Annotated in this window: 26 protein-coding genes; 6 read left to right on the forward strand and 20 right to left on the reverse strand. The window is 59.6% G+C overall.

The genetic code is table 11. The annotated features are described in order from the left end of the window. Positions 1–111: 111 nt before the first annotated feature. The 10 genes from IC609_RS12370 to IC609_RS12415 all read right to left on the reverse strand — a co-directional run bounded on the left by IC609_RS12370 (position 112) and on the right by IC609_RS12415 (position 10,820). Positions 112–3,873: a hypothetical protein gene (locus tag IC609_RS12370; RefSeq protein WP_191819774.1), complete on the reverse strand. Its 3,762-nt coding sequence runs from the start codon at positions 3,871–3,873 to the stop codon at positions 112–114. Continuing rightward, on the reverse strand, positions 3,866–5,110 hold the full coding sequence (locus IC609_RS12375) for a hypothetical protein (RefSeq protein ID WP_191819775.1): 1,245 nt from the start codon (positions 5,108–5,110) through the stop codon (positions 3,866–3,868). The genes IC609_RS12370 and IC609_RS12375 overlap by 8 nt, the downstream gene beginning before the upstream one ends. Next, positions 5,100–5,957 carry a helicase-related protein gene (locus IC609_RS12380; RefSeq protein ID WP_191819776.1) on the reverse strand — a complete coding sequence of 286 codons (858 nt, stop codon included), beginning with the start codon at positions 5,955–5,957 and terminating at the stop codon, positions 5,100–5,102. The genes IC609_RS12375 and IC609_RS12380 overlap by 11 nt, the downstream gene beginning before the upstream one ends. Continuing rightward, entirely contained in the window at positions 5,954–6,505 is a 552-nt protein-coding gene (locus tag IC609_RS12385; RefSeq protein ID WP_191819777.1) for an SNF2-related protein, read from the reverse strand. Before IC609_RS12385 ends, IC609_RS12380 begins: the two co-directional genes overlap by 4 nt. 52 nt (positions 6,506–6,557) lie before the next feature. Then, positions 6,558–7,088 carry an ssDNA-binding protein gene (locus tag IC609_RS12390; protein WP_191819778.1) on the reverse strand — a complete coding sequence of 177 codons (531 nt, stop codon included), beginning with the start codon at positions 7,086–7,088 and terminating at the stop codon, positions 6,558–6,560. 311 nt (positions 7,089–7,399) lie between these two features. Beyond that, positions 7,400–8,107, reverse strand: coding sequence for a DUF2800 domain-containing protein (locus IC609_RS12395; RefSeq protein WP_191819779.1), 708 nt, complete (start codon positions 8,105–8,107; stop codon positions 7,400–7,402). Continuing rightward, the gene (locus IC609_RS12400; protein WP_191819780.1) at positions 8,107–8,415 is read right to left on the reverse strand and encodes a hypothetical protein; all 309 of its coding nucleotides are present in this window, start codon (positions 8,413–8,415) and stop codon (positions 8,107–8,109) included. Before IC609_RS12400 ends, IC609_RS12395 begins: the two co-directional genes overlap by 1 nt. Beyond that, positions 8,342–9,187, reverse strand: coding sequence for a hypothetical protein (locus tag IC609_RS12405; protein ID WP_191819781.1), 846 nt, complete (start codon positions 9,185–9,187; stop codon positions 8,342–8,344). The genes IC609_RS12400 and IC609_RS12405 overlap by 74 nt, the downstream gene beginning before the upstream one ends. Positions 9,188–9,275: 88 nt before the next feature. Next, the gene (locus IC609_RS12410) at positions 9,276–9,884 is read right to left on the reverse strand and encodes a helix-turn-helix transcriptional regulator (protein WP_191819782.1); all 609 of its coding nucleotides are present in this window, start codon (positions 9,882–9,884) and stop codon (positions 9,276–9,278) included. 102 nt (positions 9,885–9,986) lie between these two features. Continuing rightward, positions 9,987–10,820: a translation initiation factor IF-2 N-terminal domain-containing protein gene (locus IC609_RS12415; protein ID WP_191819783.1), complete on the reverse strand. Its 834-nt coding sequence runs from the start codon at positions 10,818–10,820 to the stop codon at positions 9,987–9,989. A 228-nt stretch (positions 10,821–11,048) separates the two neighbouring features. Between IC609_RS12415 and IC609_RS12420 the strand changes: the two genes are divergently transcribed. Continuing rightward, positions 11,049–11,336: a helix-turn-helix domain-containing protein gene (locus IC609_RS12420; protein ID WP_191819784.1), complete on the forward strand. Its 288-nt coding sequence runs from the start codon at positions 11,049–11,051 to the stop codon at positions 11,334–11,336. A 207-nt stretch (positions 11,337–11,543) separates the two neighbouring features. Here IC609_RS12420 and IC609_RS12425 read toward each other — a convergent pair whose 3' ends face one another. The 8 genes from IC609_RS12425 to IC609_RS12460 form a co-directional block, all read right to left on the reverse strand. Next, entirely contained in the window at positions 11,544–12,260 is a 717-nt protein-coding gene (locus tag IC609_RS12425) for an ABC transporter ATP-binding protein (protein ID WP_191819785.1), read from the reverse strand. 10 nt (positions 12,261–12,270) lie between these two features. Beyond that, positions 12,271–13,473, reverse strand: a complete 1,203-nt coding sequence (locus IC609_RS12430; protein ID WP_191819786.1) for an ABC transporter permease — start codon at positions 13,471–13,473, stop codon at positions 12,271–12,273. Further along, complete coding sequence (locus tag IC609_RS12435) at positions 13,470–14,663, reverse strand: efflux RND transporter periplasmic adaptor subunit (RefSeq protein WP_191819787.1); 1,194 nt, start codon at positions 14,661–14,663, stop codon at positions 13,470–13,472. Before IC609_RS12435 ends, IC609_RS12430 begins: the two co-directional genes overlap by 4 nt. 14 nt (positions 14,664–14,677) lie before the next feature. Next, the gene (locus tag IC609_RS12440) at positions 14,678–15,298 is read right to left on the reverse strand and encodes a TetR/AcrR family transcriptional regulator (RefSeq protein ID WP_191819788.1); all 621 of its coding nucleotides are present in this window, start codon (positions 15,296–15,298) and stop codon (positions 14,678–14,680) included. A gap of 385 nt (positions 15,299–15,683) precedes the next feature. Then, positions 15,684–16,661 carry a Bug family tripartite tricarboxylate transporter substrate binding protein gene (locus tag IC609_RS12445; protein ID WP_225224136.1) on the reverse strand — a complete coding sequence of 326 codons (978 nt, stop codon included), beginning with the start codon at positions 16,659–16,661 and terminating at the stop codon, positions 15,684–15,686. 2 nt (positions 16,662–16,663) lie between these two features. Continuing rightward, entirely contained in the window at positions 16,664–17,335 is a 672-nt protein-coding gene (locus IC609_RS12450) for an RraA family protein (protein ID WP_191819789.1), read from the reverse strand. Positions 17,336–17,338: 3 nt separating this feature from the next. Next, a complete protein-coding gene (locus tag IC609_RS12455; RefSeq protein WP_191819790.1) occupies positions 17,339–18,316 on the reverse strand; it encodes a Bug family tripartite tricarboxylate transporter substrate binding protein in 978 nt (325 codons plus the stop codon). Positions 18,317–18,342: 26 nt separating this feature from the next. Then, positions 18,343–19,032, reverse strand: coding sequence for an RraA family protein (locus IC609_RS12460; RefSeq protein WP_191819791.1), 690 nt, complete (start codon positions 19,030–19,032; stop codon positions 18,343–18,345). A 104-nt stretch (positions 19,033–19,136) separates the two neighbouring features. Here IC609_RS12460 and IC609_RS12465 point away from each other — a divergent pair, with 104 nt between their 5' ends. Then, positions 19,137–20,042 (forward strand): LysR family transcriptional regulator, encoded by a 906-nt coding sequence (locus IC609_RS12465; protein WP_225224179.1) that lies wholly within the window; start codon positions 19,137–19,139, stop codon positions 20,040–20,042. 482 nt (positions 20,043–20,524) lie between these two features. Here IC609_RS12465 and IC609_RS12470 read toward each other — a convergent pair whose 3' ends face one another. After that, positions 20,525–20,956, reverse strand: a complete 432-nt coding sequence (locus IC609_RS12470; protein WP_191819793.1) for a DUF4148 domain-containing protein — start codon at positions 20,954–20,956, stop codon at positions 20,525–20,527. Positions 20,957–21,165: 209 nt separating this feature from the next. On the opposite strand from IC609_RS12470, the gene IC609_RS12475 reads away from it, so the two are divergent. Then, positions 21,166–22,116 carry a LysR family transcriptional regulator gene (locus IC609_RS12475; RefSeq protein ID WP_191819794.1) on the forward strand — a complete coding sequence of 317 codons (951 nt, stop codon included), beginning with the start codon at positions 21,166–21,168 and terminating at the stop codon, positions 22,114–22,116. Positions 22,117–22,216: 100 nt separating this feature from the next. On the opposite strand, the gene IC609_RS12480 is transcribed toward IC609_RS12475, so the two are convergent. Next, a complete protein-coding gene (locus IC609_RS12480) occupies positions 22,217–22,810 on the reverse strand; it encodes a TetR/AcrR family transcriptional regulator (protein WP_191819795.1) in 594 nt (197 codons plus the stop codon). Positions 22,811–22,903: 93 nt separating this feature from the next. On the opposite strand from IC609_RS12480, the gene IC609_RS12485 reads away from it, so the two are divergent. From IC609_RS12485 to IC609_RS12495, 3 genes are read left to right on the forward strand one after another with little or no spacing between them, the layout of a single operon-like run. After that, positions 22,904–24,322, forward strand: coding sequence for a TolC family protein (locus IC609_RS12485; RefSeq protein WP_225224137.1), 1,419 nt, complete (start codon positions 22,904–22,906; stop codon positions 24,320–24,322). Between the two features lies 1 nt (position 24,323). Beyond that, the gene (locus tag IC609_RS12490) at positions 24,324–25,292 is read left to right on the forward strand and encodes an HlyD family secretion protein (protein WP_191819796.1); all 969 of its coding nucleotides are present in this window, start codon (positions 24,324–24,326) and stop codon (positions 25,290–25,292) included. Positions 25,293–25,299: 7 nt separating this feature from the next. Beyond that, positions 25,300–26,472, forward strand: a complete 1,173-nt coding sequence (locus IC609_RS12495; RefSeq protein WP_191819797.1) for an ABC transporter permease — start codon at positions 25,300–25,302, stop codon at positions 26,470–26,472. Position 26,473: the final 1 nt, after the last annotated feature.

Here is a 26,473-nt window from a genome sequence, read left to right on the forward strand (position 1 = left end):
CCAGCCACTGGCTATTAGAAATACCACCAGTGAATTTGCCACGCGTCGGATAGAACATCACCCGGAATGCCCCGTATCCCCCGGGGTGTTTGCCTATTTTTTGAGCACTTCTCATGAAGCCTCCTTTTGCGCGGTACTCATGAGCACCCACTTGGCAGGTTGGCGGCCACCATCGATTTGCTTCGAAATCAGTTTCAGCCCTCCCGCCAGCCGGTTTTTGTGTGCCCGCAGCCAATAGCCAACCTGGGATGACTTGGTCGGATCGGTGCAGCCGGACTGTTCCAAGGCGTCACGCAGCAGCAAGTTGCCGCCCGCCCAGAGGGCCAAATCCTTGGCCCGAAACTCCAACGCCTGCCGATTGCCAAGCTTGGCCAGGCCGACCACTTCGATCGCAGCGAAGACAGAGGCAATCTCACCCGAGCCATCGTTGCTGTAATCGACCGCTGCCACCGGGTCTTCCTCCCCAAGCCACACCAACGCATCTCGCACTCGCCAAGACCAGTCCTCAAAGGAGTCCAGCGGCGGCAGGTTCAAAGGATCTGGATGCAGCGCATAGGCCCGCAGCACCGTCAATGCGGCGGTGATGTAGCGCGCCCGGTGTTGCTTGATATAGACCGCCAGACTGGGGTGATCGAATACCACCTGGCGGTCCTTGAGCGACTCCACCTGCAGCTGCAGCTCACAGACGATGGTGCGGCGCGCGTTGTCGCTGCCCAGCACGACGTTGTTGCCAGTGAGCACCACGCGGGTGCGGTTGCGGAACTTCACCCGCTCGGACTCGCCCAGCTTGCGGTCTGCATAGTCGTCCGAAGTCACGAACTGGGACAGTGCCGGGCTTTTGATCACAGCGCCATTGGGCAGGTTGTCGAACACCACCACAGGATCACCGGCCAGCAGCACCGAGGTGAACACCTTCTTGAGTTCTTCCTCGTTGCCATTGGGCCAAGGGTGGGTGGTGGCGTGGCCGTAGGCGATCAGGTTGCCAATCGAGGCCATCAGCGTTTTGCCCGAGCCGGCCATGCTGGCCGTGTAGAGCACCATCGGCGATTTGGGCAAGGTGGGCCGGGCCAAAGCCGTCAGGACGTCCGCCAGAAACACCGAGCGCGAGACCGGATTGGCAAAGGGGAACTGCTTGACCAGATCACACAGCTCATCCAGCGCGGCGCGGGCTTCCGCCCAGCCCGGCTGCAGCGGCAGCTGCGGAAAGCTGAGCGTCGGCGCATAGAAGATGCCCGTCTCTTCGTCGTAGCCAGGCGCATCACAGACCGAACCATCGACCCGCAAGAATGGCGCGCTGGCCAGTGCCGTGAGCGGCCGAAAGGTGGCGTCATCGGTTCCGGTCTCCAGGGCTGCGGCAATGTTGATCGGGCAATCGACCACCTTGTAGTCCTGCATGCGCTTGTCCCAGCGCTGGAACTCAGCCCGCTCGGTCAACTCGCGCACCAGCCAGTAACGCGTCACGGGCAGCACGATGGGCTGACTGGCCAGGCGGGACAGGCCATCCTGGATTTCCGAGCCTTGGCCGATGCGCACCAGGTACAGCCCGCGCTTGAAGACGATGTCATCGAGCAATTGGGCGCATTGCTGCAAGATGGCCGGCAGCACACCGGGATCGATGTAGATCACCGGTTTGCCCATCCCTCCGGCTGCGCCAGCCAAGCCCCCTCCTGCGGCGCCACCACCGCCCACGTCCTCGGGATCCGGATAGTCAACCTCCTCCCCCGCCCCGCCATCGTCGGGGTCCAGGAATGAAAAGTCGTCCTCTGCCAGCGCCGCGTTCTGAAACTGCAAGCGCGCACGGTCAATGCGCGCCACATAGATGCGGTGCTGCGGCGGCGTCACGGTGAGGCCTTGCTCTACCAATGAGCGGTACAGGTCCCGTGGCGTCAGATCGGCGCAGTGCCCGTGCTGGCATTTCATGGTCCAACTGCCATCGGCGCGGATCTTCACTGCCGTGCCGTTGTCCACACCCTTGGTGTGCAGCTGGTGCTGCAGGCATTGGATGTCCCACCACCCCGAGCCCTTTTGCTGGGCCGACTTGAGCAAGCCGGCCGCCTGCAAGGCCTGGATCAGCGGATGCTCGCCCGCTTGCAGGGCTGCGGCGGCAGGTCGGGCATTCAGCTGAGGGACCTGATCGAGGGCGTCGCCAAACCAGGCGGCCACCTCCTGCGCGGTGTAGGCCAGCTCGGGGCGCCAACTGATTTGCCGGTTTTGCCAAGGGGCGCCCAGTGCCAGCTTGAGGTTGCGCCCCACAGGCAACTTGCACAGGCGGGTGATCCCCTTGGCGCCTTGGTCGGTCATCAGGTGGCCCTGCACTGGCGTGGCCAGCACCTGCTTGGTCAGGTAGTTGGCCAGCGAGAGATCGCGCACGGGTTCCTTCAGTCGATAGAACCACTGCTGGTTGCCGGGCGAGGTCTCGTTGATGTAAGTCGGCTCCCCCAAGCCCAAGCTGCGGGGATCGATCTGCACCTTGGTGCCGATGTCATCGAGCACGATGAAGTGCAAGGCCTCGAAGTACTCGATCTGCCGGTAGTACACCCCTTCTGCATCGCGCCGGAAGGTGGAGACGCAGGTGTAGTTCTGCCGCTGGGGATCCTGGTACAGCCTGCGCGAATACTCCAGGGGGCCGCCGGCCCACATGCCCGAGCGGGCCAGTTCGTTGTCGGTATCGGGCGGCGTCGTGTTGGAGCAGACAAAAGCATCACTCAGCGACGGACCGAACATGAGCTGCAGGAAATCGTCGTTGCTGATGGGCGCATTGGCCGCTGGGACCGAAGCCACTTCATCAACCGATTCAGGCGGTGTCTGAGCCAGCGCCAGCGACACAGGTTCACCCTCCAAGAGGGGTTTGAGGCCATCGCGCAGGTCATACACCCGGATCCAGCCTTTTTCCTGTGGCTCGATGCCCGCCTTACGCAGCTCACGCAGCTTGGCCTTGCCCAGGCGCTCACGGTCATGGATTTCTCCCAGTACCTGCGCATCCGTGCCAAAGCGCAGCACCAGCGAAGCATCGTCCGCTGCCCCGGGCGGCAGCGCCAGCACGCCTGAGCTTTTGGTCAGGCTCACCGCAAGCGCCCGGTCACCCGAGTAGTTGCGCGGGTTCTTCTCGGTGCCCCGGGCCACGGCCTCTTCGTTGATCTGGCCATCGGCGAGCACGGTGGCTGCGCCGCCCATGCCGTAGACCTCCAGCCCGAGGGCCTGCAACTGCTGGGCCAGTGCGTTGTGGTGGGGGCTGTACGGCACCGAGGTCTGCGCCAGCAGCAGCTGAGCTTGCAGCACGTACCACTGGACATCCACATCGTCGGCCGCAGGCCAAACATTGCCCTGCAGATAGGCAAAGCCAGCTTCAAGCTGCTGCTCGGCAGCGGCGCCTGTGGCGTCCTTGGTGATGGCCGGTAGATCGCGCCGGCTGGAGCGGTACACCCGGATCAGCTTGCCCACCGATTCGCCGCCCACCCTCAAGCCGCTACCGGGAGCTGAGCGCATCTCGGTGAACAGCAAGATTTCGCGCCTGTGCGCGGCGGCCTGGATGAAGTCCTCGATGGGGGTTCCGTCCAGCATCCACTGGCCAATCGCCTGGCGCACCACCAGGGCGTCGTGGTTGGCCGAGATGCCAGGGTCATGCGCCAGCAATCCCTTGCTCTTGATCTCTGGCGCGCCGCCGCCTTCGCGCACCACCTCGATGTAGGAGTTGATGTTCAGGCCCCGGTGGGCCAGCACTTCGGTGCGTTCCATCTGAAAGCCAAAGGTCTGCTCCCAGTCGGCAATCACCTGCGTCACCCGCTCCTCGTCGCCAGGGGCAACTTGCAGGGCGATGGAGTCGGTGTTGAGGGAGACCACCCGGGTCTCTTGCGTCGGGTCGGTCTTAAACATGCACCAGGCTTTCGAGGGGTTGGGTTAGGCGGGCACGCTCGGCCAGCGCCAGCAGCGACAACTGGCCGCTGACCGTGATGGCAAGGAAAGCGTCGGGGGAATACAGCAGTGAATAGCCGTAGTTGTAGGCACCGAACGCCGAGTTCAGCACCAGCTTTAGGGCGTTGGAAGTGGCCTTATCGCCAGCCTTCTTGGCTTGCAGACGGCGCTGGATCAAGCGGCCATAGATGGCGTGAAACTGCGCCTCGTCCAGATGGGTCGGAGTGCAGTCCGGGTGCATGATGATGTGCGGGTACAGCGAGGCAACGTCGTAGCTGACCCCGCTGTAGTGGCAGGCGCTGTCCTTGGTGTGGACACCGCCCAAGCCGAAGGCCGCTTCCAGACCGTCTTCCTCGGACAGGGTGATCACCTCTGGCCAAGGCCGGGTCAGCGGCTGGCGCACCCCATCGACCACATGGAACTCGGTGCCATCGATCTGGTCGGCAATCTGCTCGGCCTGCGTTCCCCGGATGCCCTCCCGCACCCAGTCGGGCACGTAAAAGGCAAACGAGCAGTTGCGCATGCGCTGCGCCGCCGCTTTGATATCGGCCTGCTCGACCTCCTGGTTGGCTCGGGTGTACTCGCTGACGATGATGCTGGCGGCCACATTGGCGGCGGTCTTCTTGGTGAGACCGGGCAGATCGAACATATCCTCCAGCACCAGACGGGCCTGCACATCCCCTTCCACCGCATTGCGCAGGGTCTCGGTGGCCAGCAGGTCATGCTCCAGGTAGTGCACCACCTCGGGCAGTTGAGCATCCGTAATCGGCTGGTGCGGATCAAATGGCAGATCGACGATCGCCAGTCCGAGCCGACCTTCGTAATCCTTCAGGCGCCCCCGGGGGGTGTAGTTCATCAGGTCCAGTTCGTTGTAGGTGCAGCGCTCAGCCCCATAGGACTGCGCCACCCGCCAGGCTGGCCCTCTGGTCGTGATGATGTCCTGCGCCAGCTGGTGCAGGAATTGGGGTTCGGCGCCGTTCAGCGCTGCATTCAGGATGTAGCTGTCAAAGCCCGAGTTGTTGTAGCCGGCCACTTCTCGCCCTCCCCCGAGCCGGTTGTCGATCTCGGCGGCGGTGTCCGCGTCCAGCGGTGCGTCGATCACCAGGTGTTCGGGCATTTGGCCGACAGCCTTGATCCCGACGATGGTGCGGTTGCAGGCGATTTCCAGGTCATAGACCACGCGGGTGTCATGGAGCATGGGTCACCTCCGGCTTGGCAAAACGGTGGCGGATGTCAAGCGCATCCAAAATGGCGCGCTCACTCGCTTGCTTGGCATCCAAGGCCCTCAGGGCCATCTGATCCAGACCGGCGTCGGCCACCAGGTTGATGATGGAGACGGTCTTGGTCTGGCCAGCCCGTACCAGGCGGGCGTTGAACTGGGCGCGCTGCGCCCAGTCAAAAGAGTGCGTGTACCAGACGATGGTGCGCGAGCTGCCGTGCTGCAAATTGATGCCATGCCCCATGGCACTGGGTGCGGCCAGCAGCACCGGGATACGGTCGGCATTCCAGTCGCTGATCAGTCGAGCACGGTCTGCCGGCGGGGTGCTGCCCACGAAAGCGCGGGCTCTGGAGCCCAACCGGCGCAGCAAGGCATCCACCTCGGCGCGGAAGTACACGGCCACCAACACCGGGCCTTGGGTGCCATCGATCAGGTTCTCCAGCGCCTCTATGCGACTGAAGGACAAGGGGTAGGCTTGGCTGTCGCCTTCATGCACGTACACCAGGCCGGAGGTCAGCTGGCGCAGGACGGAAAGGAAAGCGCCTTCACTGTGTACGGCGCGTACCCGGCCATCGGGCAGTGCCACCTCGTTGGTGGCCATGAAATGCTGGATGCGCTGTCGGTGGCTGTCATCCCAGCAAAAGGGCTGGTTGCAATGCAGCGGCTCGGGGATGCCTTGGGTGGCGTCTTCGAGCTTGATGGCCACGGCATGACGAGCCAGTTCGTCTCGGATGCGTTTTTCTGTATCAGGGCTCTTGGGGCGCCAGGTGTATTCAGACACCTGCACAAAGTGCTTGGAGCGCCAACTGTGGAATTCCTTGCTCATTGCCAAAACTTCCCACCCTTGGAGACGATCCGGCCCGGCGACCAGCAGTCGATCGGGCCATTGGGGGTGGGTGTCCCGGACAGCAGCCAGGTCGGCACATGTTCGGCCAGCACATGCAGTGCCAGGGTGCGCGTGGCACTGGCGTTCTTGAAGAACTGGCTCTCGTCGGCCACCAAGCGGTGCACCGGGACGATGCCGCGCCGCTCCACTTCACAGACAAACTTGATCAGGGTGTCCGGGGTGCAGGTCACGATATCGGCGCAGCCATCGAACCAGAGACGGATGCGATCGGTCCCGCTGTAACGGTGGGCCAGGTCAAAACTCAGGTGTTGGGTATGGTTCCAGGATTCAGCCTCCAAGGGCCAAACGGAATCCAAAATGATCGCGGGCGCCACCAGCAAGGTGCGACGGGGCTGGCGCACCATGGCGGTCAGTGTGGTGGCGGTCTTGCCGCTGCCGGGCTGTGCGCCCAGCAATTGGTAGTCATGGGTCGCCAGGATGTCAGCAGCCTTGTGCTGCCATGGGCGAAGTTGGTCTTGCGTGCGCATGGGTCGAGTCCAGTGGTGAGAGAAAGGGGCGGTTCGCACCGCCCCACAGAACTCAGGCCGCTTCGCCCGTCCCGTCGTTGAAACGCAGCCGGCTGCGGTCAATGCGCTTGACGTTGGCCCCTGCCCCGCTACCGCGCTCGATCCTGGTCTCACCTTTCTCGACCAGCCAGATCCGGCCCAGGCTCAAGCCCACGCCTTGCGACTGGTTGCTGTAGCCGTAGGCGCTGATCTGCACCACCACCGTGTCGCCGCCATGGATTTCGGACGGATCGATCTCGGTTTCGTTGGGTCCCCAGACACACTGCGGCTGGTAGGCAGTCTTGGCGCGGATGACCATGCCGTCCTTGACGCGGAACGACGGGTGCTTGAAAGCGAATTCACCCGCGTGGTTCTTTTCGTTGGCGTCACGCAGCGGGTTGTGCGCGCCCGGCGGCAGCTTGGAGCTGCGGAAGGTTTGCTCACACGCCGCCGCGACCAGCTCCTCCAGTTTTTGCTGGTCCTCAGGATCGGTGATCAGCACCAGGGTGTTGAACTTGTTGCCTGACTGAGGGTCGGGCTCCACGATCGAGGGGTAGGCAAGCACGCCGAGGATCTCGACAGGTGCCAGTGCGACAGAAGGTGCTGCGGTTGCTGCGGGTGCTTGGGCAGCACGTTGAACGGGGGAGACAGAAGACTTAAAAGCTGAAGTAGCCATTTTGCAATTTCCTTTTTGAGGTTGAAATTGCCACCGCCGAAATGGAGGGGCGGTTATGGATTGAATACACGAAGGCGTGACGCGGCACCTGCATGACGTCACGCGCCACTGGCACTGACACCCACACTTCACCCTAAAACTTCACGGTGAAACGAGCGGGTTTTTCGACTTTGTGAAGTTCACCCATCGCCGTGTCACGGTTACGTGTGTGCAGGACAAATAGTTCTTGCCGGGCACCACTGACAAGCCTCACTACTGGGGGTGGGTAGTGCATTTTTGATGTCGGTCTGCTTCGCTTGAACGCGGGCGAATTCAGCGAATTCGCGCAGAGTGTCTGGCGTTGTTTGCCATACAGAGGGACGCACGCCATTGACGGGAGGTTGATAGATGGCCAGAACCACGCGTTCAGGTTCAAACTCCAAAAGTGGCATAGCGCCAAGTCCGTAAGACAGCAGCTGATCGTTGAACTCCGCATCTACCCGGCCACGACCCGTTTTTAGATCTCCGACCAACAATGTCCTCGTGGCCGCATCGGCTGCAATGAGGTCGGCCGTTCCCCAAAAATCATCACGCCCGATCACAGCCCCAGGATCGACACGGGTCTCGGTCAGAAATTCCGAGAGATGGAACTGTTGCAAGGTTTGTCTGGCTGAAGTCACCGCTTGATCCACGATCAACCGTGCGCGAGACTCCGGGACATTGAATTCAGCCAGCGATTCGATTTCAGCTGATGTGAAGTGGTGCTGACCAAGCAACTGTCGCTCAAACACCTCGTGCATCACAGTTCCTGCAGCGGCAGCGGGTCCACTGGGACGAGGTGGGATGAGTTCAGTCAGGGCAATCGAGGCCGGGCATCGAAGCCAGCGGTGGGCGCTGGAAGGCCCCAGCCTAGCGTGAGCTGCGCCCATCAGTCGATCAGACTGTAAACGTCGTTGACCTTCCAGTAGCTTGCGTTTGTCAGCACGTACCGGGGTTTAATTTGGGCCTGATAAGCCAAGCGGTCGAAATCGGATGGTTCTACTCCGATGATCCGTGCCGCATCTTCTGTGCTCACCAGGCGATCGGGCGGCAACCGGACATTCATGGTGCTCAGCAACATGACGCGGTTCAATAAGTCCTCCCCGGCCATCTTGGCCGCTGGGTCACGTACTAGCAGTGAATCCCGCAGGAAGCGCAGTGAGGGATGGAGTTCGAGAGGATCGGCGTTTTTGGTCATGTCCAGATTTTTCTGAACCTGTCGTGACGCGACCACCACGAGGCGTCACGATGATTTGTTGCTTCAGGTCGACCTGCTCTTCCTTGCGAAGGGTTGGCAGGATCAGGGGCAAGACCTCGGCCAGGTATTTTTCGGTCAGCTCTACCATATTGGTACTTGGGGCATTCAGGAGATCGTCGCTTCGCCCGTCATGAATTACCTGCATGAACTCACGGCCACGTCGGCGATCTTGACGCTCGCTGTCCTCGCTCCTGGCTTTGCCCAGCATACGAAACACCATCGCGCTTTCGTAGTCACTCCAATCTTTCACCGTCATGCAGCAATACAAGGGAGCAGCGTATTCCCAATCTTTGGAAAACTGCACCCGCTCACTTCCGGTATTAAGCAGCAGGCTCCGCAACTTTGCATAAACCAACTGATCGAGAGTGCCCGCCAGACGGGCTTGGTTCAGTTCGGCCATGGCTTCATTAGCCAATTGGCTGGAGCGGCTGGCCCGTTCAAAGCGGTATGGATCAGCCCCAACAGCCCAATCGCTCTCATCTACTGCGCATCGGTTTGACAGTGCAACTCCTACTGCTACCAGCGGGGCCAAGTGTTCAACCCTGTTGGCAATCACCACCACGGGCTTGACACCGCCCTTGTAGCCAGCTGGTAAAGTCATCGTGTACAGCTTCTCATGCAGGGCCCACTCGCGGTATCGGCTGGCTTCAGGCACAACCACGCGGTCGGTCAGGATGACCAACTGAACTTCGCGTGTGTTGTTGCCTGCCATGATCCCAGCTACGGTTAGGACTCAGCGATTAGCTGATTTACCGGCACACGGGATACTCGGCACGATTGCGCCTGAACCCAAGCAAGATTCACAGGTCCACATTTCGGACCTCCAGCAACGCCAGTCGGGCAAGCTCCATGCGCTGCTTGTCAATCTGGCTTATGACGTCAGCGTTCCAAACCCAGCTTGGCCAAGCATCAGCCACCGCGTTGTATGCCGCCAGCAGTCTGGCGTTTTGCTCCAGTACCTGCTCCAGCATTTCCTCTGGAACTTGTTGGTGCAGACACAAGTGTTCTGCTGCGGTCAACCCACGGTAGAGGATCGGGGCTACAGGGAGCGGTTGCTCCATCGAACTCGGCGACCCTGCTTCGCTAAAACCCCTGGTTGTGGTGTTCTTCGGGAATTCGTAAGGACGTTCCTTGGTCTTCGCGCCCGAATCAAAACTGACGCAGCTCGTCTGAAACGAACGGCTGCGCTTAGCTTGAAGCTCCTGCACAAGCTCACGAATCTCACCGACGTGTTTGCCCGCGATCCGTGCTGCGCACAATGCTCTGACCTCTTCATCTGGCCACCCACTTGAACGATCGCCGATCTTTACCGGCTTCGTCCACAGGCCTTTTCGGATCAGTTTGTATATGGAGGCGTTGGAGCGGTATCCAGCTTCCGACTTGCAGGTCTTAATTCGCCAAATTGCCATCTGTGTCCATCTTTCATCGGCTTTGGTTGCCGTTGTTCAGATGGCCAATGGTCTCCCCTCACGACTTTTGGGTCACTGGCGATAAATAGTCAAAATTTAATGTCAGTTTTCTTTTGTATTCAATTCACTATTGATCAATTCATCCAGGTGATCGATGTAATCAGAGGTATCAAACTCAATGTTTGTTAGTTCTGGCGGCAAATCAGGATTGATAAATTTCTCATAAATCGAGGGGTGTGAATTTGCATCTCTTCTCATCTCCCTCATTAAAGATCGCCATTGTCGTTTTCGCTCGCGATCTTCAAGAGTATGTCCAACATTTGAAGTATTGGCTTCGACCATACGCATTATGTGCCGCTCATCTTTGTATATTTGATTGGCAATTATTTCGACAGCATCTGCATATGATTTACCGCCGTCACGTAAATCCCAATACATTTGAGCAACCTCCATACTCATTTCCTCAACATCGTCGCTTTTTGGGCGCCCTCGCCTCATGTTGGGTAGCGCCCCCTCCAGAAAAGACTTGGCGATGATAAGGTTGACGAGCCGTTGCAGATCAGGATCAATTGGTTGGCCGTAGATTATTTTTAAGCTGAAATTTTCTAAAACTTCCCACGCAGAGCCATTTTTATTCTCGGCCACTGCTCTCCACATTTTCACAGCCTCTGACGGTCCCCGTGTCAGTGTGATCTTCTTTCTCTCGAATTTTTCACTACTATGCGATTTCTGCAGATATTCAAGCAAGGTTTGCTTGTCTGATTCCAACATAATGTCATTTTTGCTTTTACTCAATCCTGCTGACTGCAATTGTTCTAGAAGAATATTGACCGGCTTTCTCAACTCCTCAGCAAACTCAGCAACCGTCTGAGTCTTTTCGGAGGTCTCTTTGAAGTGTTGTTGAACAGACTGGATGTAAGCCGAAATTTTTGACATGGATTCCCTCTTAAGCACGAGCAATACAAAGCAGCCGTGTTGTGCTCATGCCAGAGGCAAGGATTGGAAATGCAGTTTTTGGCACCAGCGAAACACCACGACCCCGGATGCAAATACCGGCAAGCTGACGCCAGTAGTGTGACATCGGAAAGTGGTCGTGTCACATGCGAGTCGATTCAATCCACACATGAACTCCCGGATTGAAAAGCCTCTGCCATGAACCCGATCATGAATTCACAACAAGTTGCAGACCTGCTCGGCTGCAGCGTCAAGACCGTCGAGAACCATGCACGGGCTGGCACCCTACCCGGCACCAAGTTCGGCGACGGCTGGGTGTTCGCGTCCGAACTGGTGATCGAGGCCGTCAAGACCATCAGCCAGCAAGAAGCTGCAGAGCGCGCCCAGCCTCAACGCAAGGCCAAGGGCTTCAAGGTGATGGAGAACAACCGGAGCAAACCACCTGGCATGAAGCACCTGTCACAGGAAGCGATCCGACAGATCCTCACCCCGCACTGAGGTGCAGTTCTAGGTCATGAACGGCAGCAACCGACCCAAAGCGGTCTTCACGGTGAACCGGCCCCTGACTCAGACGTAGCGTGCTCAGATCATCGGACCCGTGGTGGGTATCAGCCCGCAGACCACAAACTGACCATTGACGTGGCGAAGCTGTGCCCAGCGGCGGTGACCGGTGCAGAGGGTACTTCTGCCGTTAAAAACGTGCACCTAATTATGTGCACGCCCTTCGCCTTGTTCCTCGACCGTTTGACCATCGCGGATATGGTAGATCCGCTTGAAGGTCGGAATGATTTTCTCGTCGTGGGTCACGACGATGATGGCAGTCTGCGCCTGACGGGCCATGTCATTGAGAATGCGCACCACGGCCAGGGCGCGTTCGCTGTCCAGTGGCGCGGTCGGCTCGTCAGCCAAAATCACTGGCGGCTTGTTGGCCAGCGCCCGGGCAATTGACACCCGTTGCTGTTCACCACCGGATAGCTGCGCGGGTTCGGCTTTGGCACGGTGTGCGACATCCAGAGCATTCAGCAATTCAAGTGCACGTTGTCGCGCCTGAACATTGGGCACACCTGCCAGCATGGGCAGCAGGGCGACGTTGTCGGTCACGTCCAGGAACGGGATCAGGTAGGGCGCCTGAAACACAAAGCCGATCCGGTCACGGCGCAAGGCGCGCAGGTCAGGCGTTTTCCAGCCATCGTCATAAATAACTTCGTCGCCCAGCGTCATGCGACCGGACGTGGGCTCAATGATCGCCCCCAGGCATTTGAGCAAAGTGCTTTTGCCGGAACCAGAAGGCCCCACCAACCCGACCACTTCGCCGGGAGCGACTTGCATGTTGACATTCTTGAGCGCCTCAACCGCCGTGTCGCCATGGCCATAAACCTTGCGCAGATTTTCGATGCGAATGCCACCTGCTTGCTTGATCATTTCATGGTCCTCAACTGATGGCTTGTGCAGGATCGACACGCAAGGCAACACGGATCGCCAATGTGCTGGCCAGCGCACAAATGAGCATGGTGGCGCCAAAGCCAACCACCGCATCCTGCGTGAGCAACAGCACGAACTTGGGGAACACCGGGGCCCAGATCGTCGCGGCCACCTTGCCCACCACAAAGCCGATCACACCCAGGCCCAGCGCCTGCTGCAAGATCATCGCCGCGATGGTTAGGTTGCGGGTGCCGATCAGTTTGAGCACCGCGATCTCACGGATCTTGCCCAGCGTCATGGTGTAGATGATGAAGGCCACAATCGCCGCGCTCACCACCGCCAGAATGGCCAAAAACATGCCGATCTGTTTGGCCGAAGTGGCGATCAACTTATCCACCAGGATGTTCTCCATATGCGCACGGGTGAAAACGGTCAGGTGCTTCCAACGTTGGATCGGCTCGGCCACACGCTCGGCGCTCCAGCCGTTGGCCACGCGAACCAGCACGGCATTGACGTTGCGGCTGCTGGTCTGCAAGTTCTGCACCGCATCGAGCAAACCCGGCACCGCAGGCCGGTTGAAGGCTGGATTGGCGGCTGTGCGCACACGGTCGTTCACGATGGCATCGTTGTCCTTGAGGAACTGCGCTTCCTGAGCATCCTTGATCGGGATGAAGACCATCGGGTCACCGCCAGACGACACCATGCGGCGTGTCAGGCCCACCACCTCGTAGGTGTGGCGCCGGATTTCCACCCGATCCCCCAGCGAGAGTCCGGTCTTGACGTCAGCCACCGCCTCGTAATGGCTGCGCGTGAGGTGCCTGCCCGCCAACAAATGGCCAGGTTGCCCGGGCAAGCCAGCGGCACCCGGCTCGATCCCGACCACCATGGCCCGGGCCTCTTTGCCTCCCACCGTCCTGACTTGCATGGTGAAGTAAGTGATGTTGGCCGCCATGGCCACGCCGGGCATGCCCGCAATGCTGCGCACCACATCGTCCTTGAGACTGGATGATTCGGCATAAGGCCCCTGCGTGTCCTTTTGAACCACCCAGAGGTCGGCGCCGCTGTTGTTCAACAAGGCTTGGGCATCGTCGACCATGCCGCGAAACACGCCAGCCATGGTCAATGTCACGCCAATGAGCAAACCCAGCCCCAGCCCGGTGAGCACAAACTTGGCCCAACTGTGCTGAATGTCGCGCGCCGCCAGGCTAATCATGGCTGCGCCTTTTTAACCAGAGCGTCCACCACCTTGAAGCGAGCCCCGGTCGACAGCGGCTTGTCGCTGTACACCACCACGGTGTCACCCGAGGCCAGCCCGCTCAGGGCCTGTACGCGGCCGTCCAGACTGGATACTCCCCACTGCACGGAAACAAAGTCCAACGCGCCGTCTTTCAGACGCCACACGCCAGTCCGGCCCTGATGCGTCTGCACACTGGCCTGCGGTACCACCAAAGCCTGATCCTCTGGCTGCAACTGGAGCGTGACCTCGGCCATCTCGCCGATCGACAGTGATGCCGGCGTTTGATCAAACGTCACTTGTGCGATGCGCTCCTCGGTCACTGCATCGGCCTGCAACTCCACCCGTTCCACCTTGCCGGCCAGCATTTGCTGCGGATGCGAGCGCAACACAATCTGGGCGGGCAAACCAAGCGCCAACCCCCTCGAGCGGGCCTGGTCCACGCGCAACTTCACCCAAAGGGTGGCGGGATTGGCCAGCCTGATCACGGCTTGACCAGCCACCACCGTGCTGCCGGCTTCGGCATCGCGGCTGACCACCACCGCATCGGCCGGTGCGATCAATCGGGTATTCTGTTTTTGCAGTGCGGCCGCTGCACGCTCGGCCTGCAGGCGTTGGGCGTCCTGGCGGGCCGCCTGCACGTTGGCTTGAGCGGCCTCGTGGGCCGCCTGCGCAGACAGCAACTCCTGCTCGCGCCCCTCCAGTGCAGACGGGCTGATGAAGTTCTGCCGAGCCAATTCCTTTTGCCGGTTCAGATTGGTGGTGGCCAGCTCGCGCCGGGCTTTGGCGTCTGCCAGTTGAGCCTGTGCTGCCGTTTGAACGCTGACCGCCTTGGACAGCGCGGCATCTTGCGCCTGCAGGCGTTGGTCCAGATCCACCGGGTCCATCTCGGCCAGCAACTGTCCGGCCTTGACCGCCTGCCCCACATCGACATGCACGCGCAATACGCGCCCCGCCACCGTGGGGCCCATCAGCCAGCTTTGACGCGCTTCTACACTGCCAATGCCAAACACCGAGGGCGTCAGGTTTTCGCTCTTGACGTATGCCACGGTCACTTTGGTCGGGGCAAGTGGCCCCATGCGAGTCGCCACGAATCCCAGAGCCACGATCACGATCGTTGCAGCCGCTGCGACCACGACCTGTCGCTTGTTAATTTTGGAGAGTGTCATCTGCGCTTCTTTCGTCAGGTTTGGGGCGTTGGCAACAGGCCTGCCTCGTAGAGGTTGAACACGGCTTTGCCCTGTCGTGCCAGTCCATGGAGATTGCCCGTTACCAGAGACTGCATGACCAGACCCTGAACCGCACCCATAAAGAGGACCACTGCCGACGGGAGATCCACATCTTTTGCCAGCAAGCGCTCTTCGCGGGCCTGGTCCAGAAGTTGGGTCACCAGAGTCCGGTAGTCGGCCATCAGTCGCTGCACCCTGCCTTTGAGCGGTGTGGGCTTGGCATGCTGCAACTCTTGAAAGACAAGTCGGGGAACCCCCGGGAACTGCTCAACAAAACCGATGTGGGCCAAGAAGACAGCACGCAGGGCCTGCAAGGCATTGTCCTGCCGTGCTTGTGCTGCTTGCTCGAGCCGCCCTATCAACGACTGGTGCGTCCAATCAAGAACAGCCAGCCAGATGGCCTCCTTACTTTCAAAATGCTTGAAGACGCCCCCTTGGGTGATGCCGATGGCCAAGGCCAAATCACCCGTGGTGATTTCGGCTGGGCTGCGCTGAGCGGCCAATCCCAAGGCCGCCTGAACCAGTTCTGCCTGGCGGTCTTCGGTTTTGAGTCTGATCCGTGTGTTGACAACCATAAGATAAGTAATTTGTTAATTACTTTATCATGATTTCCAATGCCCTTTGAGTCGGTCGCACCAGTATGTTCGGCGCTGGACCTGGCGTACTGATCCGATCGTTGGAAACGAGTGCCAGCGACCGGTGTCGGCTGTAGTGCTGTCATCTGGGCCGTCATCTGCCAAATGACCGGTATTCACAGCGCCCATCGCCCGAGCCAGCAGCTGTGAATGACGACTCATCCGGGAAGCCCGAAGGCAGGTCTACCCCCAGTTTCTCCTTGACCCACTGGGCGCGCTTGGTTGGCGTGAAATTGGTGCACACAAGGGCAGTTTATCGCTGGCACCAATGAGAACGGCCCCGAAGGGCCGCTTAGAAAAAATTGAAGGCATTGCTGGTCGAGCTTTACTCTTTTGGCGCCCCCGAGTCCCGCACAATCGATTCGTAGCGTTTGATTTCCGAGGTCGAAAAGCGACCAAACTCTTGCGCAGTGCCACCCATGACGATAGCCCCCATTGCAGTGAGTTTTGCGTTGATCTCCGGGTTGCGCAGAATCTTATTGACTTCGGTATTCAACCGGGTCACCGCGTCGGCAGGTGCATTCGCCGGCAACATCAAGCCATACCATGCAGACGCGAGCATGGGCGTGCCTGCCTCCTTGAAGGTGGGTACATCGGGTAAAGCTGGAAGGCGCTTTTCTGAGGCAACAGCCAAGGGTCTCAACAAACCGCTGCGAATGCTGCCCAGTGATCCAGTGTCGATCATCATGTCGATGTGCCCAGCAATCAAATCCTGGGCAGCAGGACCACTGCCCTTGTAGGGAACGTGACGAATATCCGCACCCGAAGCGGTTTTGAACTGCGCACCTGCAAGGTGTTGCGATCCACCGATGCCGGCGGATCCATAGGTGAATTTACCGGGCTCTTTTTTGGCTGCCGCCACCAGCTCCTTCAAAGAGGTCCATGGTGACTTGGCCGGCACGACCATGACATTAGGAATTTCACACAGAGAAACCACTGGCGTGAAGTCGTTGACAGGGTCATAACCCAACTTGGCATACAGGTGCGGAGCCGCTGCGTTGGTAGAGCTGGTGGCCAGCAAAATGGTGTGTCCGTCCGCTTTTTCCTTAACGAAAAGTTGCGTGCCCAACACACCACCTGCCCCCGCCTTGTTTTCGACCACCACGGGCACACCCAATGCCTGTGACAGAGGTTGTGCCAGCATGCGGCCGACTTGGTCAGTCGCACCGCCAACTGGCCAGGGCACCAGGATTTTCACTGGCCTGCTGTCTTGGGGCCAACCCGCCATGGCCGCGCCAGAGCACATAGCCAAAGCGATCGCTGCCACAGCGCCTCGGCGCATAAGTTTGAAGTGACGCTGCATGGTCAGATATCTTTCTGTTTGAGAGCCGCATCGACCCAGGCTGACGAGTATGTGCCGTCCAGGATGGACTTGATCGTTTCTTGTTCGTGGGTAACCTTGGCATGTGCCAGCGCACCGACATGCACTGCCAGCGCACTGGGCACAGCAATGATGCCATCACCATCGCCGACAATGACGTCCCCTGGATTGACCACCATTCCGCCGATCGTCACAGATACGTTGATGCTCCCAGGACCCTCTTTGTAGGGGCCGCGCAAACTGATGCCACGCGCCCAGCAAGGAAATTGATGCTGTTCAAACGCATCAGCATCACGAATGGCGCCATCCATGACGAACGCCACCGCACCACGCACCCTCGCAGAGGTCATCATGATTTCTCCAACAAGGGCTCGCGTGGTGTCCCCCTCGCCGTCCACAACAAGCACATCGCCTGCTTCGAGCATGTCAAGGGCTTTGTGGATCAGGAGGTTATCGCCTGAGCGAACGCGCACCGTGAAAGCGTTTCCGCAGGTGCTCACCAAAGAGCGGTTGACAGGACGCAGCGCGGTGGTACCTACCAATCGGCCGCCCATCACGTCGCCGATGACTGAGGTGGGTAGGCCGCGCAGGGCCGCAATGGCCGCAGTATTGGCGCTGACGCGAGGCTGGATATGGATGCCGTTCAAAATGCTCATGCCTTAGTCTACCTTCGCGCCAGAACGCTTCACCACACTCTCCCACAGCGGCAACTCACGCGTGATGAATTTTGAGAACGCCTCGGGTGAGCCGCTGACATCGCTGGAGCCCATTTTTTCGAGTGAGGCTTGCACTTCCTTGCTGTCAAGGATCTTGTTCAAAGCGACGTTGAGGCGCTGAATCAGTGCAGGCGGCGTTTTTGCTGCCGCGAACACCCCATACCAATTCTCTGTAATGAAGTCAGGCATGCCCAGTTCTTTCATGGTGGGCACATCGGGCATCACTTTTGAACGTTTGGCACCTGTTGTGGCCAGTACCCGTACACGGCCAGAGGCCACCTGAGGAGCAATCACAGTGGTTGTCTCGAACGCCATCTGGACTTGTCCGGCGACGACATCCTGCATCGCAGGACCTTGACCCTTGTAGGGAATGTGGACGATGTCCAAGCCTTTCTCGAGCTTGAGGAGTTCGCCCATCAGGTGCTGAGGACTGCCGCTACCGCCAGATGCGTAACTGAACTTCCCGGGGCTCTTGCGTGCCAATTCAACCAGCTGATTCAGGTTCGTCGCCGGGATGCCGGCGTTGATGTAGAGGACAAGCGGAACCGAAGCAACAGCACCAACTGGTGCGAGGCCTTGCACCGGATCCACGCGCAGCTTGTAGAGGTTGCGATTGATCACCACACCCGTGTTATTTCCAAGCAGCAGCGTGCAACCATCCGGGGCCGAAGTCGCTACAAACTCGGTGCCAATGTTGCTGCTGGCACCAGCCTTGTTTTCCACGATGACAGCAACACCCAACTCGCGTGCCAGTCCCGGCTGAATCAAGCGCGCCAGGATATCGGTGGTGCCTCCTGGGGGATATGGAGAGATGAACTTGATGGTGGGACAGGGATAGGCCGCCTGCGCAACCGCGCCCAACGACGCGAATGCCAGCGCGAGGCCAGCCGAAAGTGTTGCCAATTTTCGAAAAGTTTTCATGGTTTGTCTCTTGGGTATCAATTGCATCAAGCACCCAACTCGGATGCAGTCGAGCGCTGGAGCGTGTGGTACTTGAACTTCTTGCGTGCATCGTTCAGCGGCATCCCCTCCAGAGCCGCTTGCAGAATCTTTTCTTCGACCTCACGCGTAGTGAGCGCCTTGGTCAAGACCTCCTTCATGCGCAGTCGCGGAACCACTACGATGCCATCAGCGTCACCGACGATCAGATCACCGGGGCACACACGCACATCGGCAAGCATCACGGGCTGTTCGTAGGCTTCAACCTGCACCCTGTCTTTGCCAGTGCGCATGAAGCGACCATTCGCATAAAGCGGGTAACCAGACTCATCGGCTTCGGCCGTATCGCGGCAAACACCATGGATCACAGTGCCGCCCAGTTTTTTGTGAGCGGCTAAGCGGCTGAGGATGCCACCCCAGACAGTGCAATCCATCCGACCACCGTTGTCCAACACCGCCACAGTGCCAGGTGCGAGCGTGTCGATGAAGTCCCCCACAGTTCCAGGATTGAAGCGATCAATCGGGGCAAATCGCACCGTAAATGCAAGGCCAAACAATCGGGCCGGCCCTGCGATCGGGCGGATGCCAAGTGCGCTTCCCGGAAGATTGAGCGCATCAAGCGCATCAGAAACTTCTGCGGTCGAGAGGGTGCGGGCCTGCTGAAACCAGTCGGCTTCGAGGATGTCATCAGTGGTCATGAGGTTTCATTGATTGAAAATGTGTCGCCATTTTCATGCACTGTTAAACTGAATTCAATTTCCGTTTTTTGAACTTAGGATCAGATAAATTGAACTTAAGGCAATTGCGTTACTTTTGCGAAGTTGTCGATGCCGGCAGCGCGAGAGCTGCTGCAAACAAGCTTTTTGTCGCCCCCACGGCAATCAGCATGCAGCTCTCCCAACTCGAAGAGGCACTGGGAGGGCCATTGCTTGACCGTGCCAGTCGACCGATGGCACTGACCCCGTTGGGTGAATTCGTGTACCCCAAGGCGCGAGAACTCCTGTCAGCAGCGAGCCGCCTGGAGCGCGAAGCTTGTGACATGGCCGCTGGCAAGCTCGGTTGGCTGGGTATAGGTTTCACCCGATCGGTCATTTTTTCCGTGCTCCCCGAGGCCGTGCGCGCCATGCAGGCCGCCTTTCCCGATGTGCGCATCGACTTGGTGGAAATCCTCACAGAGGATCAACCTGCCAGTCTCCGCACTGGCACCATTCACTTGGGTGTAGCACGGGTGATCGGCGAGTTCCCCAAGGAGCCGGACCTCGCGTATTCGGACCTTTTTGTCGATCCACTCGTAGCGGCAGTACCCATTGAGCATGCGCTAGCTGCGCAAGAAGCGGTGACCGCTGGCGAATTGGGCATGTTGCCCTACATCACGTACCCAGGTAACGCTGGGAGTCAATTTTCGCGTCAGGTGCTTGGACTGCTAGAGGCGGCAGGCTCGAAGCCGCGTATCGGCCACGAAGCCAAGGAAATCCATACCGCGCTGAGCCTGGTGGCCGCAGGCCTTGGTGCGACTGTGGTGGGGCGCAGCGTTGCCACGAACAACCGCACGGACATCAGGTTCTTGCCGATCACCAATATCGCAGCGGACAGCCGCGTCATCGCCGTGCGCAAGGCAGATAGCGCTCATTCGCTTTCAGATTCTTTTCTGGAAATCTTGCGTGGGCAGCTGCAAGGCGGTCATTTCACCCAAGACTTCCACCCCTGATTTGTCCAGACGAGGGGATGTATATAGATGTGCCCCCTACCCCATTGATCCAACTGCCCTACCAGTCGTCCACTCAAACTATTTGATGGTTTGCCGCATAAAACCGTGTGTCGTTCTAGCTGGACGTCTCAGATCGACCCGATGCGGTCGTCGACGAACCCACAATGAACTTCCGCTCCTGGTTAATAGCGAAGTTCAGAACAGGCGTTCGGCCGCAAATCAGCGGACCTGCAAAAGTCCTAGATTTCCCCGGAGATGCCAAAGCAGGTATGCAGGCAGGCCGAACTCGTGCATCGGCGCGCCCAGCACGACATGGCCATGTGGCTGCATCTCAGCGATCTAGCATCATCCCGAACCATCTATGCGGCTTGCCCGGTTCCAGTGAACGCGGCGCTGAGCGCCGAATTCACTGATTTCAATGACCCCGGCGTGGACTGCGTGCATTCACACCGAAGTCATGCTGCCCGATGGCAGTGGTCAGTTCAGTAGGTGATGACCGGCATTTGGCCGGTGCGGATGGCTTCGGCCAGTTCGATCTTGACCTGTTCGCGTGTCTTGCCCTGGGCCACCGGTTTGGCCGGGTAGCGGCCAGGGAAAAGTTCATTGGCTTTCTTGCCGCTCTCTTGGTCGATCACGATGTCGCCGGTGCGGATGGCTTCGGCCAGCTCGGCTTTGACTTGCTCGCGGGTCTTAGCTTCGACGACCGGTTTGGCCGCGTAGCGGCCAGGGAAAAGTTCATTGGCTTTTTGGCCAGTTTCACCATTGACCACGATGTCGCCGGTGCGGATGGCTTCGGCCAATTCAGCCTTGACCTGTTCGCGGGTTTTGGGGGCCGAGGCATCAAAGGCCAGGGCATGGCCAGCGGACAGGGCTGCCACGGCAAGGGTCAGGGCGGAGAGGGTATAGCGGTTCATGATCGGTTTCCTTTCGGTTTCAAGAAACGGCCGGTCTGTCAACATGACGGAGCTTCTGGCCGGGTCGATGGACCTTCGTGTGGAAAGCACTGCATCGATGGGATGAACTTTAAAATTTCTGATTCGAGGGAAAAACAGCCAATAAAACATTGGGTCATTTCCAAAAGAGAAATAATGCAAGCTCTTGAAGAGCCTGTAAGGAGCGCTGGATGGACCGACTGCAGTCGATGCGTGTTTTTGAGAGCGTGGTGGACGAGGGCGGCTTTGCCGCTGCAGCGCGGGCGCTGGACATGTCGGCCCCCGTGGTCACCCGGCTCGTGGCCGACCTGGAAGAACACCTGGGCACCCGGCTGCTGCAGCGCTCGACTCGGCGCCTCTCACTCACCGAGGCTGGCCAGCAATACCTCAGCCGCATACGCCACATCCTGCAGGACATCGATGAAGCCGATGCGATGGCGAGTTCGCACACCACCGAGATGGCCGGCGTGCTGCGAATCCAAGCGCCGCCCGTGCTGGCCACCTATGTTGTCGCGCCTTTGCTGGGCCGCTTTCGCAGCCAGTACCCTGCGGTGCGGATCGAGCTGCATGTGTCGCCCGTGGCCGAGCCAGCCATTGAGGACTTCGACATCACCTTGCTCGGAACCGATGACAACTTCGACGCTGACATCGTGGCGCGCAAGGTCATCGAGTCAGAAGCTTTCCTGGTCGCTTCGCCGGCCTATCTGCAGCGCCGGGGGGAGCCACGCAGGCCAGAGGAGTTGGCACGCCATGACTGCCTGCGCTTGAAACTGCCCCAAACCCGACCGCGCACCTGGCGCTTGTGGCGCCCACAACAAGAAGACCAATGGCAGGAGGTGGAGGTTCAGCCTGTTTTGTTGTCCAACCACATGGACACGCTGTTGCGCGCTGCGCTTGATGGCGCCGGCATCATGTCTTTGCCCTTGGATATCGCGGCACCTTACCTCTCACAAGGCACTTTGGTTCGGGTGCTCTCGCCCTGGATCACAGGGCGGCTGGCCTTGTATGCGGCATTGCCGAGCCGTAAGTTCATTCCCGACCGGACACGGGTTTTTCTGGAGTATCTGATCGAGCAAACAAAGCTTCAGACCGACAAGGCCTTGAAGGCATTCACTTCAACGAAAGCGGATTCCGTCGGTTGAGCCACCGACGCACGCGGGCCGCGGTTCAGCCTGAAATTTTCAGATGCCTTCAAATGGAGAAAGCGTGTCGATGGACGCCTGCAGACTGGCCATCGAGGCGCTAGGTCGGTTCCATCACACGGGTTTGGAGTGCGTTTTTCATGAATGCGGCGGCTTGGTTGCTCAATCGGGGCAAATGGGCAATCTGGTCTTGCTCGATGTGCTGCAGCACCATTTCGTTGATTCCACCAATCAGCCCAGTGGCCAGCCATTGCGGGATCGGAGTTGAGCGATGGTTGGCAGCGGCCGCCAGAAGTACTCCCGCTAGTCTTTCCATTGCCAAGCGCCTGGCGACCAGCCCAGCAGGTCCAAGCGCAAGGATCTCCACAAACAACGCGCGCAGCAGCAAGGGATTGGCGGCCAAGGTTTCCAGATAGAGCCTGATGGTCAGATCAATCTGCGAACTCCAATCTCGCTTGGGGTCGATGCTGGCACGCAGCGTGGCCTCGATCTTTTGCGCAGAGTGGTTGAACAACGCGATCAGGCAGTCGGTCTTGTCCTTGAAATATTGGTAGAAGGTCCTCTTGGACACATTCGCCTCGCGAACGATGTCCGAAGTCGTGAGTTGCGCGAACCCGTGAGCAGTGACCGCGCGCGCCATTCCCTCCAGCAACCGGGTGCGGTGTTCGTCTTCGGGAATCTGCTGGCGGCTCATGGTTCGAGTATCTCACGGTTGGTACTTGACAGTACCAACAGTCGGTGTAGAATTTCGATCATGGTACCGCATAGTACCAAACAAGAGAGTGCCATGTTAAATCAACAAAATCGCTTGCGTGCCAGGCTGACGCTCGGCGCCTTGATGGGGGTGGCGGCTTTCCTCCCCACCCTGACCCGTGCCGAGGCGCTCAGCTTTGAAGAAGCCGCCCAGCGACTGCAAGTCAATTCAGATCGCCTGGCAATGACTCGCTTTTCTGTTGAGAGCGCACAATTAAAAGAGCAGGCCACTCGGCATCTGGGTGGTCCCGTGGTGACCGCAGGAGCTGCGGCTTTCCGCTTCCAGGGCGCCGTACAGGGCATTGATCTGACCCCCCTGACGCACACGATCGGTTCGTCGATTGCAGCGTTGCCGGCGCCGCTGGCTACCGGTTTGGCACACTTGCCGCCACTTCCGAACAGCCTCGATCTGAGCACGCAGCGCAGTGGCAATACCTCATCCGTCTCGGCCATATTGCCGATCTACACCGGTGGCGCCACCACGGCAATCAAACAGGCCTTGCAAGCCAAAACCGAAGAGGCCCGGGCAGACGGCCGCCAGGTACAACAGGAAGTGTTCAATGAGTTCGTGCAGCGCTACTTCGGCGCCCAACTGGCTGAACGCGCCGCCGGATTGCGTGAAGTGGCCTACCGGACCGTCCTGGAGCATGACGCCGCCACGCAGCGAATGCTGGAAGCAGGCCTTGTCGCACAGGTCGAGCGACTCCAGGCTCGCGCAGCGATGGAGGATGCCAAGCGTAACGCCCTGAAGGCCCGGGATGACGCTGAGTTGGCGTCGACGGCGTTGGCCAGAACCCTTCGCAACGCTGAGCGGATTCAACCGATGAGCCCGCTGTTCGTGATCAGTTCGCCGATCGAGCCGCTCGGCTACTTCACTGACGCGGCCCTGGAACGTCACCCGGGATTGGCCAAGGTGGCTGCCAAGAAGCGTGAAGCCGAGCAAATTCATGCGCTGGAAGAGTCTCAGAAGAAGCCTGCGGTGTTCGCCTTTGGCCAACGCCAACTGCGCTCCTCGGACCAGGCCAATTGGGTTGTGGGCGTCGGGGTCAGCTGGAGGTTGTGGGGTGGCGTGGACCGCTCCTTAATGAGCGAAGCCTCTCACCGGCTCATCGAGATGGCGGACAGCCAGGACAAGCAAGCCCGAAATGACATTGCCTTGCTGGTCGAGAAACGTTGGATGGCCGTCGACCAAACCCGGCGCCAGTTCCTTGCGCTGACCCCGAGTCTGGAGTTGGCCAATGCAGTCCTCCAACTCAAGACCAAGGGCCAGAAGGCGGGTACCAACTCCACGCTGGAACTGATCGACGCCGAAGTGAACCTGGCCAAAGCCAAAACGGAACAGGCGCAAGCGGCTTACGACTATGTCAAGGCGCTCGCCGATCTCCTTGAAGTGTCTGGCCTGTCCGATCAATTCGGCAGTTACATGGCTCGTGCCGATCTGAAAGTGCAATGAGATGAACAAGAAACTACCCATCACTCTGGCCATCATCGGCGCAGTCACCGTTCTCAGCGTGGGCCTATGGAAGGCCCAACAGCCTGGCGCCGAGGCGTTCCAGGGGCAAATGGAGGTTCAGGAAGTAGACGTCGCTTCCAAGGTCAGTGCCCGGATCGCGGACATCTTGGTCAAGGAAGGGGATGTCATCACGGTCGGCTCGCCGCTGATTCGCCTGGACAGTCCTGAGGTGACCGCAAAACTGGCGCAGGCCACTGCGGCCCAGGAGGCTGCGCAGGCCACCGCGGCCAAGGCACAAAATGGCGCCCGCCCCCAGGAGGTGGAAATCGCCCGTCTGAACTGGCAGCGCGCATTGGCGGCGGCGGACCTGGCACAGGCGTCGTTCAAGCGGATCGAAGGATTGGCCAGGGACGGCTTGATCGCTGCGCAAAAGCGCGACGAGGCCGAAGCCAATTTCAAGACAGCCCGCGATCAAGCCCTGGCTGCACAGGCCCAATACGAGATGGCTCGCGCCGGGGCCCGTGCCGAGGACAAGCAAGCTGCCGCCGCACAGGCGCGTCAATTGGCTGGAGTCGTAGCTGAAGTCCAGGCGGCCAAGGCCGAGACGGAACTCAAGAGCCCAGTGGCCGGCGAAGTCGTCAAGGTGCTGGGGCGCGTGGGTGAAATTTCGCCCCAAGGCGTCCCCGTGGTCACGGTTGCCAACATGGCAGATCAGTGGGTGGTGCTCAACGTGCGCGAAGACAAACTCGACAAGTTCGCCGTCGGCAAAGAATTCGATGCCACCTTGCCTGCCCTGAAAGGCCGTAAGGTTCGCTTCAAGGTCTACCGGGCAGCAGTCCTGCCTGATTTCGCCACGTGGCGTGCCACCAGGTCCGATCAGGGCTTTGACATCAAGACCTTCGAGGTGCGTGCCCGTCCGACCCAAATGATCGAGGGCGTTCGCCCAGGCATGTCCGTGCTGGTCGAGTGAATTGACCATGCGCCACTTCTTCAACAGCACTAGGCGGGAGGCCCGTCGCCTTGGTCAAAGTCCCTGGGACTTGGCGATGGTGACTTGGGTGCCTGTATTGGCCGTGGTGTTGGTCGTTTGGATATTCTCCAGCGCCATCCCCAGGAACCTACCTGTTGGCGTGATGGATGAAGACCATTCCGCGCTATCGCGACAACTGGTCCGCATGCTCAACGCCTCGCCTGGCATGCAAGTGGTGGACGAATTCGACAGCGAGTCCACGGCCCAACTTGCCCTAAGAGAGGTGCGGGTCTACGGGATGATCAACATCCCCAGGGACTTCGAGAGAGACATCAAGCGCGGGATAAAGGCGGAGGTCATTCTGCGTCACAACGCTCAGTTCGCCACGCATTCGAGTCTGCTGCAGCGGGATGTACGCACGGTGGTTGGGACCCTGGCCGCCGGCATCGAAATGTCTGCTCGAAACAAGCGAGGTGAATCGGCCCAACAGGCCAAGGTCAGCTTTAACCCGATCCAAATCCAATCGATCGCACTGTTCAACGGGTCTGGCAACTACGAAAAGTACCTGACTGCCGCCGCGATCCCCGCCATCCTTCACATCCTCGCGATGACGGCTGGGGCTTGGGCGGTCGGCCGTGAATTCAGGGACAGGACGCTGGGGCAGTGGCTGCAGCACGAGGGGCCGCGGGCCGTCGGAGCAGCCTTGCTGGGCAAGCTGGCGATTCCCTGGGTGACCCTGACCAGCGTGGGCGCCGCGGCGCTCTGGTACATCACGACCGGGCGTGGCTGGGACATCCCTGGGAGCCTTCTCTGGATCTGCTTGGCCATGACCTTACTGATGGCGCTATCGCTGGCCGCGGGTGCAGCGGCGGCCACTCTGACCAAGTCCTTGCGCACTGCGTTGTCCGTCACGGGGCTTTTGACCGCCCCGGCATTCGCGTTCAGCGGTATGAGTTTCCCGCTGAGTGCGATGCCTGACAGTGCTCGGATGTGGGCGACCTCCATGCCGTTCACCCACTACATCCGATTGCAGACCGAGCAATTGCTGATGGGCTTAACCTTCGGCGCGAGTGCCGCCACACCTGCTGTATTCCTGCTGGCCACCCTAGGGTTGCTCGGGCTGGCGGCCTTGGGCTTGGTCCAGGCTCGCGACAAGCCATCGACCTGGGGAGCGCGTTGAC

Origin of the sequence: Limnohabitans radicicola (genome assembly GCF_014837235.1) — a bacterium.
Classification (GTDB): domain Bacteria; phylum Pseudomonadota; class Gammaproteobacteria; order Burkholderiales; family Burkholderiaceae_C; genus Limnohabitans_A; species Limnohabitans_A radicicola.